The 11,704-nt window shown below is 53.2% G+C and carries 12 protein-coding genes; 9 read left to right on the forward strand and 3 right to left on the reverse strand.

Annotated features, from left to right (window positions below; genetic code table 11):
* Positions 1–175: 175 nt before the first annotated feature.
* From HGKM_RS01090 to HGKM_RS08430, 5 genes are all read left to right on the forward strand, one after another.
* Complete coding sequence (locus HGKM_RS01090) at positions 176–754, forward strand: TetR/AcrR family transcriptional regulator (protein WP_034579199.1); 579 nt, start codon at positions 176–178, stop codon at positions 752–754.
* Positions 754–2,808 carry an efflux RND transporter permease subunit gene (locus tag HGKM_RS01095; protein ID WP_019133468.1) on the forward strand — a complete coding sequence of 685 codons (2,055 nt, stop codon included), beginning with the start codon at positions 754–756 and terminating at the stop codon, positions 2,806–2,808. Before HGKM_RS01090 ends, HGKM_RS01095 begins: the two co-directional genes overlap by 1 nt.
* A gap of 10 nt (positions 2,809–2,818) precedes the next feature.
* Positions 2,819–5,014, forward strand: a complete 2,196-nt coding sequence (locus HGKM_RS01100; RefSeq protein WP_019133469.1) for a phage tail tape measure protein — start codon at positions 2,819–2,821, stop codon at positions 5,012–5,014.
* 93 nt (positions 5,015–5,107) lie between these two features.
* The gene (locus HGKM_RS01105; RefSeq protein WP_019133470.1) at positions 5,108–5,374 is read left to right on the forward strand and encodes a type II toxin-antitoxin system RelB/DinJ family antitoxin; all 267 of its coding nucleotides are present in this window, start codon (positions 5,108–5,110) and stop codon (positions 5,372–5,374) included.
* Positions 5,367–5,636, forward strand: coding sequence for a Txe/YoeB family addiction module toxin (locus tag HGKM_RS08430; RefSeq protein ID WP_081585071.1), 270 nt, complete (start codon positions 5,367–5,369; stop codon positions 5,634–5,636). The genes HGKM_RS01105 and HGKM_RS08430 overlap by 8 nt, the downstream gene beginning before the upstream one ends.
* Before the next feature lie 70 nt (positions 5,637–5,706).
* Here the strand turns inward: HGKM_RS08430 and HGKM_RS01110 are convergent, their stop codons facing one another.
* Positions 5,707–5,982 (reverse strand): type II toxin-antitoxin system RelB/DinJ family antitoxin, encoded by a 276-nt coding sequence (locus HGKM_RS01110; RefSeq protein WP_034579201.1) that lies wholly within the window; start codon positions 5,980–5,982, stop codon positions 5,707–5,709.
* Positions 5,983–6,542: 560 nt separating this feature from the next.
* Here HGKM_RS01110 and HGKM_RS08140 point away from each other — a divergent pair.
* Positions 6,543–7,304: a hypothetical protein gene (locus HGKM_RS08140; RefSeq protein WP_019133473.1), complete on the forward strand. Its 762-nt coding sequence runs from the start codon at positions 6,543–6,545 to the stop codon at positions 7,302–7,304.
* A 22-nt stretch (positions 7,305–7,326) separates the two neighbouring features.
* Here the strand turns inward: HGKM_RS08140 and HGKM_RS01120 are convergent, their stop codons facing one another.
* Positions 7,327–8,502 (reverse strand): HAMP domain-containing sensor histidine kinase, encoded by a 1,176-nt coding sequence (locus HGKM_RS01120; RefSeq protein ID WP_019133474.1) that lies wholly within the window; start codon positions 8,500–8,502, stop codon positions 7,327–7,329.
* On the reverse strand, positions 8,492–9,175 hold the full coding sequence (locus tag HGKM_RS01125; protein WP_034579203.1) for a response regulator transcription factor: 684 nt from the start codon (positions 9,173–9,175) through the stop codon (positions 8,492–8,494). Before HGKM_RS01125 ends, HGKM_RS01120 begins: the two co-directional genes overlap by 11 nt.
* A 223-nt stretch (positions 9,176–9,398) precedes the next feature.
* Here HGKM_RS01125 and HGKM_RS08435 point away from each other — a divergent pair, with 223 nt between their 5' ends.
* From HGKM_RS08435 to HGKM_RS01135, 3 genes are read left to right on the forward strand one after another with little or no spacing between them, the layout of a single operon-like run.
* Positions 9,399–9,509, forward strand: a complete 111-nt coding sequence (locus tag HGKM_RS08435) for a CD1871A family CXXC motif-containing protein (RefSeq protein WP_425357648.1) — start codon at positions 9,399–9,401, stop codon at positions 9,507–9,509.
* Positions 9,493–10,416: a 4Fe-4S binding protein gene (locus HGKM_RS01130; RefSeq protein ID WP_034578865.1), complete on the forward strand. Its 924-nt coding sequence runs from the start codon at positions 9,493–9,495 to the stop codon at positions 10,414–10,416. The genes HGKM_RS08435 and HGKM_RS01130 overlap by 17 nt, the downstream gene beginning before the upstream one ends.
* Entirely contained in the window at positions 10,413–11,375 is a 963-nt protein-coding gene (locus HGKM_RS01135; protein WP_019133478.1) for a TlpA family protein disulfide reductase, read from the forward strand. Before HGKM_RS01130 ends, HGKM_RS01135 begins: the two co-directional genes overlap by 4 nt.
* Positions 11,376–11,704 lie beyond the last annotated feature (329 nt).

The following is an 11,704-nucleotide window of genomic DNA, read 5'->3' on the forward strand; positions in this document are numbered from 1 at the left end:
TCATCAACATATTTTTACCCCTTTTCGGCCCATTTTGACCGCAAATTTTTTTTAAAAAAGAGTTGAACGTTGTTCATTCGTGTGCTATGATATTCTCCGTTAGAAAAGTGAACGATGTTCATTTTGTTTCCAAAGCCGGAAAATACGGAAAGGAGTGACTTTTGTGATTGAAGAAATGAAGAAAGCAAAGGAAACAAGGATCAAGGAAGAAGCCCTTTCTTCTTTTTTAGAAAAAGGGGTCCATCAAACCTCCATCCGCGACATCATGGGACGGACGGACTATGGTCTGGGGACCTTCTACCTCTACTTTAAGAATAAGGAGGACTTGGTCGAGGATATTGTTTTAGACCGGATGACGGAACTGGTGACCCAAGCCGAGGACCAGTGTCAGGGCGATTCTCCGATCGAACGCTACATTTCCTTCATCAGCTATATCATCGACTACCTGATCGACCACCCCGTGGAGTTGGACCTGATTTTTAGCAAGCTCAACTGGGCCCTCTACGTCAAGGTTGAGAACAATGACCGCTTCAAGGCCGCGGAATCCACCCTCAAGTTCATCTTGAGCAAGTATGATTCCCTCCTGCCCGAAAAGTATTCCGAGGATGAGAAGCTCTTTTCTTTGTCCTTGACCATCAATATCGTCCTGACCACCTGTAAATCCGCCCTGATGGAAAATGCGGTTTTGGACATCGATAACATGAAGACCATTCTTTTTGAAATGGTCGAGAAAATATTTAGGACCGGTGTATGATGAGAAAATATTCGGAATTTATAGCCAACCACGCCAAGCTCGTCCTCTTGTTCATGACGGTCTTGTTGGTCTTTTCCTATTTTGGCTACAAACAAACAGGAATTAATTACGACATCCTGACCTACTTGCCCCAAGACCTCAATTCAACGGAGGGGCAGAAGATCCTGGATGAGGAGTTCAACAACGCTTCGACAGGCATGCTCATTGTGGAAGGGGATGACCGGGAGGCCGAAGCCCTCCGCGAAAAAATCCTGGAGATCGAGGGCGTGGAGGACGTCATCTCCAAGTCCTCCCTGGTCGGCCAGATGGTCCCCAAGGACATGCTGCCCGACAAGCTCAGGGATACGCTTTATGCGGACGGGTCCACCCTCATGGTCGTGAAGTTCAAGGATTCCGCCTCCTCCATGACGACCATGTCAGCCATCGACCAGATCCGCAAGTTGGATTCCGCCCCCAAGTACCTGAGCGGGATTTCTTCCCTGGTCAAGGACACCAAGGATGTCATCGACAAGGAAACGCCCATCTATGTACTCTTAGCGGTGGTTCTGGCCATCATCGTTTTATCCCTGACCAATGAGTCGACCATCATCCCCTTTGTTTTCGTCCTGACCATCGGCTACGCCGTGGCCTACAACTTCGGGACCAACTTCTTCCTGGGCGAGATTTCCTACATCACCAAGGCCATCGCCGCCACCCTCCAGCTGGCGGTCACCATGGACTATTCCATCTTCCTCTACCGAAGATATGTGGAAGAAAAGAAGAAGCGGGAGACCACCCAGGAGGCCATGGCCCGGGCCATCGAAAACACCATCTCCTCCATCTTCGCCTCCTCCTTTACGACCTTTGCGGGCTTTATCGTCCTGATTCTCATGGAACTGGGCCTGGGCAGAGACATCGGCCTGGTCATGAGCAAGGGGGTCCTGATCGGCCTCCTGACCACGGTCAGCGTCCTTCCGGCCATGCTTCTCGTAACCGACAAGTACGTCAGCAAGTACCACCACCGGGTCCTCCTGCCCTCCTTTGATAAGCTGTCCGATTTCAGCGTCAAGCACGAAAAGGCCCTCTTTGTCCTCTTCCTCCTCCTCTTTATTCCGGCCATCTACGGATCCGTCAATGCCGAAGTCTACTACAACCTGGACCGGTCCCTCCCCCAGGATTTGGACTCCATCGTTGCCCTGAATAAGATGAAGAAGGACTACAACATGGCCACCACCCACTTCATGGTGGTCAAGGAGGACCTAGCGGATTCCGCCCTCACGGCCATGGTGGATGAAATCGAGGAGGTCGACGGGATCAACTCCGTCATCTCCACCAACTCCGTCCTGGGCCCAACCATCCCCAAGGATTTTCTGCCCCAAAAACTCAAAGAGAATTTCAACAAAAATGGCTACCAGATGATCATGATCAACTCCGAATACCAGACGGCGTCGGATGAGGTCAGAGACCAGATCCACGCCATCCGTGAGATCATGGACCGCTATGACCCGGGGGCCTACCTGACCGGAGAGGCCGTTCTCACCGATGACCTCACCCTGATCTCCAATTCGGACTTCACCCGGGTTTCCTTGGTCTCGATCGCCATGGTCTTCCTAATCCTGGTCTTCGTTTTCAAGTCCATCGCCCTCCCCATCATCCTGATCGGGTCCATTGAGCTGGCCATCCAGATCAACATGGGGATCCCCTTCTACATGGGTCAGACCATCCCCTTCGTCACCTCCATCATCATTGGGGTCATCCAGCTGGGGTCAACGGTGGACTATTCCATCCTCATGACGGACCGCTTCCTCTATGAGTACAAGAAGCAGGGGGACGTCAACCAGGCCCTGAGCCTGGCCACCCGGGAGACCTCCAAGTCCATCGTCACCTCGGCCCTCTCCTTCATGGCGGCCACGGTCGGCGTCGGCATCTTCTCCAAGATGGAGATCGTCTCCACCATCTGTATGTTCCTGGCACGGGGGGCCATCATCAGCATGCTGGTCATCCTCTTCATGCTCCCGGCCCTCCTGTCCACCCTCTTTCCCTTTATCAAGAAAACAACCAAATCATTGCAATAAGGAGGTTTGTATGAATAAGAAAATCAAAAGAGTCCTTGCCTTTATGGTGGCTTTTTCCCTGGTGGCCAGCCAACCCATTTTTGCCGCTTCCGGCCTCATCGAGAAAAATGAAACCGTCTACGTCATCAAGGAAGACGGCCAGGTCAAAGAACAGGTCGTCTCCGTCTGGCTCCATGGGGATAATAATATAGAAGGAAAGGACCCCACCGACCTCAAGGACATCAAGGACTTAAAGTCCGATCAAAACATCGATGTGAAGGACGGGGCCATCCACTGGAAGGAGGATCGGAAGGACCTCTACTACCAGGGCCAATCGGAGAAGGAAAGACCCGTTGATGTCCGGATCGATTATGAGCTGGATGGAAAGAAGGTGGAAAACCGGGCATTGGAAGGCAAGTCCGGCCACCTCAAGATCACCATCCAGGCGGAGAACAAGAATGTCAGCCGGAAAACCATCGATGGGAAGGAACGGGAAGTCTATGCCCCCTACCTCACCGTGGCCAGCCTGTCTTTTAATGAGGATATGGCCACCAACATTCAAGCCAAGGATTCCAAGGTAATCAAGGATGGAAAAAACCAGCTGGTGACCACGATCCTGACGCCGGGGCTGGCAGCCAACTTCAAGGGCATCTTGAAGGAGGACCAGCTGGACCGGTTCAAGGATAAGGCGGTCATCGAGATGGAGGTAAAGAACTACCAGCCGGTGGAGGCCTATGTCGTCACCTCCAATGAGTTCTTCCAGGAAGACGTCAAGCCGGAAGGGATCGATGAATTAAAGGATGGCATCTCTTCCCTGGAGGATGCCTCCGCCCAGCTGGCTGAAGCCGCCCAAAAGTTTGTCACGGCCCAGGATGACCTCCACCGGGGGATCGATGACCTGGGAAAGGGCGTCCACCAGCTCCACGCCGGGGCCCGGGAGTTGGATGAGAAGACCGGACTCCTGGAGGAAAAGCTCATGCCTTCTCTGGGCCAGCTGGCGGCCCTCCCCGAACGGGTTCACCAGATGGCCCAAGGAGGGAACCAACTCCTGGCCGGCCTCAAGGACTATACCGGCGGGGTCGATGAGGTTTCCTCCCACATGAGTGAATTGGTCCAGGGGGCGGAGGCCCTCCAGACCGGGGCATCGGCTTTAGATGCCGGTCTGGCCCAAGGAGGCCTTGCCCTCAGCGATAATATGGGGAAGGCAGGGGATGCGGCGGCTTCCTTTGCGGAAAAAGAAGGGACCTTCAACGCCAACTTCCAGGCCATGAACACAGCTATTCAGAAGCTCCCCTTGGATGCCCTGTCTCAGATAGGCCGGATCGACATCAAGGATGACCTGGCATCCATGGGAGAGGAAGTCTCCACCATCGGCGGATCCGCCCAGGACCTGGGCCCATCCATCGACCGCCTGGTGGCCCTGGCTAATAGCCTAGAGGAGGCCGGGAATAGTGAAGCTGCCCAAGCCCTCTTGGCTGAGGCACAAACTCTGAAAGAGACCGCATCCACCATCGGCGAGTCCGCTTCCCGGCTGGGCCAATCAGCACAAAACCTTGGCACTTCCCTCCAGTCGGTGGAGGGCCTCCAAGATACTCTCTCCGACTTGGATAAACTGGGGTCCATGAAGGATAAGATGGGCGAATTGGCCGATGCCTCCCAGAAATTGGCTGACGCCTCCCAGGAGCTTTCCACCGGCCTGGGCGCCCTGGATACCGCCGTCGGCCAGCTTAAGGATGGGGCCCACCAACTGGCTGAAGGAAGCCAGGCCAACGCCCAAGGAGTCAACCGCCTGGCCGAAGGAATGGCTGAACTCTCCGCCAACTCTGCCTCCCTCAATGAGGGTGCCGAGAAAGTCGTCGCCGGACTGAACGCCTTCGACGAAAGAGCCCAAAGCCTGGCCGGCTTCAGCCAAGGCCCAAGCCAGGGTCTGTCCCCCCTCCGGGCCGGGATCTCCCGCCTCAATGAAGGCCTGGGCCAGCTCGAAGACGGAACCACCCGCCTCCAAGACGGCAGCGGACTCCTTGCCGAAAACATGAGGATCTTCTCCGACAAAATCCTGGAATTCAAGACCGACGGCATCGACAAACTCAGCCAAAAGACAGAAGAAATCCCCGAAATCGCCGACATCCTCCAAGCCATGTCCGACCTCGCCAAACAGGATGCCTCATTCACCGGCCAAGGCTCCGGCTTCCAGGCCAAATACCGGATCGTGGAGAAGTTGAAGTAGGGGGAGTGTTGGGCGGTGCTTTTGTATTACATTTAATTGCTTTCGTCTTTCTTTAGTGATAATATTTACTCATCATAGAAAGGAGAGGTCAGCATGGCGTTATCTACACTCACAGCCCGCGTCGATAAAGAAGATAAAGTCCGTTTCGATGCCTTTTGTTCATCTGTCGGGCTCACCTCATCTTCTGCAATTAATATGTATGTAAAAGCCGTACTTCGTGAAAACAGAATCCCCTTTGAAATCAAACAAGAGGACCCCTTCTATAATCCCAATAACCAAGCCTATGTGCTTAAATCTGTCCAGGAGTTAAAGGCAGGTAAGGGCTCCGCTCACGAACTTATTGAAGTTGACGATGAGTGAAATTATATGGTCCGATGATGCGTGGAAAGATTACCTCTATTGGCAGATGCAGGATAAGAAAACCCTCAAACGCATTAATCGATTAATCAAAGATATTGAACGTAATGGCCCATTAGAAGGAATTGGTCAGCCGGAGGCCTTGATTGGAAACCTTCAAGGTGAATTTAGCCGGAGAATTAATGAAAAAGACCGCCTTGTGTATCATATTGAAGATGGCCGACTCTATATTGTCCACTGCCGAGGACATTATGATGATAAATAACCTTCTAGGAATGATAGCCCCGAAACTCCATCCTGAGTTTCGGGGCTTTTTTAATTTAGTACTTCTAAGTTCATTGTTTTAATTCCTTTAAGGCTTCTTCTACGTCATCATAACCAGGAGCATTTCCATCTTCAGAGATCGCATCCGCCTCAATGAGGGCAAGAAGGGTTTCTCGATTGGGTTGGTCAACTTTAATTTCAAAGGGGAAACCACCTGTTCGTATGGCTTGTCTCAGAAAAACATTAATCGCTGTTGTTAAATTCATCCCAAGATTCTGAAATAAGATTTCACTTTCCTTTTTAACCTTTTTATCCATACGTACACTAAAATTCTGCGTATTTGCCATGTTATCCACCTCCTTTATATAAATAATACCTCTTTTGCATTGCATTATCAATTCAATATTAAACTTGACATCCTCATCATTCACTAAATCAGGACTCCAAACCCTGACAACCCTACAATTCCACTAATTATCAGGGTTTCCGACCCTGATATTCCTTCCACTTACCAAATTATCAGGGTATATTTTGACCCTGACTTTTTTTCAGTTTTCCCATTTATCAGGGTTTTACCCCTGACATTGTAGCGGATCGCCGAATTATCAGGGTGATTTTCAGCCCTGCTATTCTCATGATCCGCCCATTTATCAGGGTTTCAAACCCTGCTATTCTCATAATCCGCCTATTTGTCAGGGTTCCCGCCTTGCGACTTCCAGGCTCCTCCCCCACCTCCTCGAAAAAAGAAACCCGGTTGAGATGATTTCCCTGTTTTTCGGGCCATTCATGAGACACAATCTGTGGAAAAATAGGGGTGTCATCCGATCACGCCAAGAAGAGCAAAGGAGCGTCCTTGCAATACCTATTACAAGAAAAACAAAAGAAAATAAAAGAGCTGAGGAGCAAATTGCAGGCCATCCAGGTGAAACCGGTCCCCGGAAGTCTCGCTATCAAGCGCAATGGGGATAAGCCGGAATATTACCACCAGATGATCTTGGAGGGAAAGACCCATCGCCAATATATTTCAGTAGGCAATATAGATTTAGCCAGGAAATTGGCACAGCAAGCCTACAATCGGTCCATGTCTACCCTCCTCTCCTGGATGGAGAAGGAACCCATGAGCCTTCGGGAGATCGACAGGGCTGTGGATCTTCAGCTTCTCAAGCTTTGCCCGGAGCGGAGAGCCCTGATTCGCCCTGTCCAACCAACCCTGGAAGATAAGCTAAAAGAGTGGAAAAGCAAGCCCTACCAGGGACTCCCCTTTCGATCGGATGATTCTTGTCTATATACGAATAACAAAGAGCGGGTGCGGTCGAAGACCGAAAAGATTCTTGCCGATCTCTTCCAGAAGGAGGGCATCACCTATAAATATGAATGTCCCCTCCAACTGGAAGATGGAACCACCATCTATCCGGATTTTACCTTTTTTGATCCCTCTGCTGAAAAAGAAATCTATTGGGAGCATCATGGCCTCATCGGTGAGGGAGAGTATATGAAGACCACAGTAAAAAAGATTCGTTCTTATGAAAATAATGACATCGAGCTGGGAAGTCAGCTCTTGGTGACCTTTGAGGGGGCAGGGCTGGGGGTGGATTATCGTCGTGTGGAGAGAATGATCCACTCCCACCTCATCCCCTTAGTCCCCCCGAAAAGCAGCGACGATTTCTAACACCGGCATAGAAAATAATCCCCTAGTCCTCCACCGGCAGTTCCACCGCCATGACTGTGCCTGACCTGTCGCTTTCCTCCACCTCAATCCGTCCCCCGTGGAGGCGGCAGATTTCATGAGCCAGGGCCAGGCCCAGGCCCACCCCCTTCTCCTTCTGACTCTCCGGCGAAGACAGGCGGTAGAAGGCCTGGAAGACATCCTTTTGATTTTCCCTGGGAATCCCGTAACCGCTGTCCTTGACCCGGACGATGGCCCGGCCATCCACCTTCTCCACCGCGATCTCCACCGACCCATCCGGACGGCCATACTTGATGGCATTTTCCGTGAGGTTGTAGAAGAGACGGAAGAGGAGGGTGTCCGACCCCAGCAATTCCAGGTCCGGACCATGGACCGACAGGCGGATCTCCTTCTTCTCCGCCAGAGGGGCCAGGTCCGTCATCACCTCATCCAGCAGGGGGATGAGGTCGATCTTCTCATTGGTGGCGACGTTCTGGAGGTTGGACATGTCGAGGAGGGTCTTGAGGGTCCCGGCCAGACCCTCCACCTTGTCCTTGAGGAAGGCCACCAGGTCCCGGGTCTCCGGATCCGGGTCCGGATGGTCCTCTTCAAAGACCTCCAGCCTCATCTGGAGGAGGGACAAGGGGGTCCGGAGCTCATGAGCCGCATTCCCGGTGAACTGCTTTTGGGCGGCAAAGGAGGCATGGAGGCGGTCCAACATATCATTGAAGGAATGGGCCATATCCTGAAATTCTTCCAGGGTATCCGTTTCCAGGTGCATATCCTCCAGGTTGTTGATCTGGATTTTCTTGACCCGGTTGGAGAAATCGGCCAGGGGCTTGAGGGCCTGTCCGCTCACAAAGTAGGCAATGACCCCGCTGACCAGGGTCACCGCTAGCGTAATGTAGAGGTTGTTGGCGGTGAACCGGTCCCTGGCCTCATCAATAACAATGGTCACGGGGTCCTCCTTGCCCACCTGGCTGGGGTCAAAGGAAGCCTGGATTTCCGAGAGGGCGGAGACATCCGGGTCCTCCCCAACCGGGACCTGGTCCCTGATCTCCGCCCCCTTGATGGACTCCCCGATTTCATCGATCCGTCGGAGGCCCGAATCGCCCAGGAGGACCATCATGACCAGGCAGGTCATGGCGATGAGGAAGGAGGTCATGAGGGCGATCCGCCACTGGAGGGATTTAACCTTCATCATCATCCACCTCGATCAGGTAGCCTTCGCCGATCCGGTTTTTGATGGGGTCATAGCCGACCAGGGGCCGGAGCTTTTTCCGGAGGGCGGAGATGTGGACCCGGATGGCATTGCTGAAGCTGTCCACGGATGAGTCCCAGACATGGTCCATGAGCTCTTCCTGGCTCACCGGTCGCCCCTGGTGGATCAAAAGGTATTCTAAGATTCCGGCTTCTTTTTTGGTCAAAGCTACTTCCTCCCCATGGACCAGGGTGGTCCGGGCCTTGGTATCGAAGGCCAGGGGTCCCGCCTGGAGGCAGAGGTCGTTCTGGGTGAAGGGCCGGCGGAGGAGGCTCCTCACCCGAGCTTCCAGCTCCTCCAGGTGGAAGGGCTTGGATAAATAATCATTGGCCCCGGCATCCAGGCCATCCACCTTGTCCGAAATTTCACTCCGGGCCGATAGGATGAGGACCGGGGTCTTCTGGTCATGCGCCCTCAGGTTTTTCAGGAGGGTCATCCCGTCCATCCCGGGCAGGTTGAGGTCCAGGAGGACCAGGTCATAGGGTTCGACGGAGAGTTTTTCCCCAGCCTCATCCCCGTCATAGGAAAGGTCCACGCTGTAGCCCTTCTTTCGCAGGCGTTTGGCGATGGTGTCACAAAGAAAAGTCTCATCTTCAACAAGTAGTAGTCTCATCACGTCCTCCTCGACCCCCAGCATAGAAAAAGGAAGTGGAGAAAATATTTCCTTTTCCTTAACAGGATCTTTATATCCCAAATTGTATCATCTCTTTGAAGATTCCCTCCCGATTCTTTCGGGATGGGCGAAAAAAGGCGGAAGATCTTGCCGCCAATGGAATGTTTTGATGAGGAAAGGAGTTAAAGTGGAAGAGAAAAAAATGGGGATCGTCAGAGTGGGCATGATCTTGACCGCCTGCCTGATGGTCGTTGTCGGGGCCATGCGAGGGGAAGTGCAGACCGTATTCGCTAAGGCCATCAAATTATGCTTGGAGTGTGTGGGCATTGGCTAGCCTATCTCAGGGACTGGGCCAATGGCTGACCAAATCCCGGTTCAAGGTCCAGGCCGCTGCCACCCTCCTCACCAACATCCACCTGCCCAATTTCTTTACCGGGAAACTCTACCAGGGCAATGGAAAAATGGTCTGCGTCCCGGGCCTAAACTGCTACTCCTGCCCGGCCGCATCCGGTGCCTGTCCGATCGGGTCCTTCCAAGCCGTCGTGGGTTCTTCCAAATTTAAGTTCTCCTATTACATAACCGGAATCCTCATTCTCTTAGGCGTTCTTTTAGGAAGGTTCATCTGTGGCTTCTTATGCCCCTTCGGCTGGTTCCAGGAAATTCTGCACAAAATTCCGACCAAAAAGTTTTCGACCAAGAGGTTCAAGCCCCTGACCTACCTCAAGTATGTCATCCTGGCCCTCATGGTCTTCCTCCTCCCCGTTCTCGTGGTCAACGAGATCGGCCTGGGCGAACCCTTCTTCTGCAAGTATCTCTGCCCCCAGGGTGTTATGGAAGGGGCCATCCCCCTTTCCCTGGTCAACTCCGGTATCCGGTCGGCCTTGGGCAAGCTTTTCACCTGGAAGTTGGGCATCCTCCTGACCACCGTCGGCCTGTCCATCGTCTTCTTCCGTCCCTTCTGCAAGTGGCTCTGCCCCCTGGGCGCCTTCTACGCCCTCTTCAACCGGGTCTCCCTCCTCCAGATTGGGGTGAATGAAAGCAAGTGCATCTCCTGTGGCAAATGCGCCAAGGCCTGCAAGATGGATGTGGAAGTATTGAAAACCCCCTGCCACGGCGAATGCATCCGTTGCGGGATGTGTATCAAGGCCTGTCCGACCCAAGCCCTGGCCTTCACCTACGGCCTAAAAGCCAAAGGCGGGGCACAGCAAATAGAATTGAAAGAAAAGGAGAATATGATATGAGACTGAAAAAAATCACCATGACCCTAGCCCTCATGGGCCTCATCGCCGGCCTGGCGGCCTGCGGACCCAAGGATAAGACTCCCGCTGAATCCAGCAGTCAAGTTGCCGGGGAGAGCGTCCCAGCCGGCCAAGCCGGAATGCCCACCACACCCCCTGAAGAATCCGGCAAGTCCGGTGCTGAAGAGGAAATCAACAAGCTGAGCCAGGAAGAAAATGAGATCTTTGCCAAAAACAAGGATCTTTGGGACAAAGTCTTCCTCTCTGCCAACAAGGACTCCGGCATGATCACCGACGGGACCAACTACGGCGAATTCCTTAAAAAGACCATTGAATCCGCCAAGGACAAATTTACCGCAGATGAGCTGAAGATCCTGAATGAGGGTGCGGATAAGATTGTTGAAATCGAAAAGAAAATTGAGGAATTGAAGAAGCAGGCTCCGGCCCAGGCTAAGCCCCAAGACGGCCAAAGCACGGCTCCGGCTGCCGCAGCTACCGGCGACAAGTTCCCCTCCTTCCAAGGAAAGGACCTGGATGGCAATGCCCTCGATAACAGCCTCTTCAGCAAAAACGCCGTCACCGTCATCAACTTCTGGTTCTCCACCTGCAACCCCTGCATCGGCGAATTGGATGAGCTCGATGCCCTCAACAAAGACCTCAAGGCCAAGGGCGGCGAAGTCATCGGCATCAACTCCTTCACCTTGGATGACCAAAAGGAAGCCATCGAGGAAGCCAAGGAAATCCTGAAAAAGAAGGGCGCATCCTACCGGAACATCACTTTCCCCTCCAACAGCGAAGCGGGCAAGTACGTCCAAAACATCATGTCCTTCCCCACCACCATCGTCGTTGACCGCCAGGGCAACATGGTCGGTGACCCCATCATGGGTGCCGTCGCCGAAGGCAAGCAACACGAAGAGCTCATGAACCGCATCAACCAAATCCTGGAAAAGGATAAGAAATAAAGACGAATCAATCCCTCCTAACAAAGGGGCTGAGTCGGGACGCCGATCGCGTTCCGGCCCAGCCCCTTTGTATTTGTGGGGTGGCTGCGGGGGTGGGGCTGGGGGTATGGAGCGGGGGTGGGGCGGCGCCCTGGGAAATGTGCTTCAATGAGGTTTCCCAGGAACAACGTACCCTGGGAAAAGGCTCTTTGACAGTATCTCCCAGGGAGAGACGTCCCTGGGAAGTGACCCTTTGGCGGTGTCTACCAGGGAGGGGCGTCCCTGGTAGGTGAACCTTTGGCAGTAGCTCCCAGGGAGGGGCGTCCCTGGGAAGTAACCCTTTGGCAGTA

This window comes from Kallipyga massiliensis ph2, assembly GCF_000311985.1.
In the GTDB taxonomy this organism is placed as follows: domain Bacteria; phylum Bacillota; class Clostridia; order Tissierellales; family Peptoniphilaceae; genus Kallipyga; species Kallipyga massiliensis.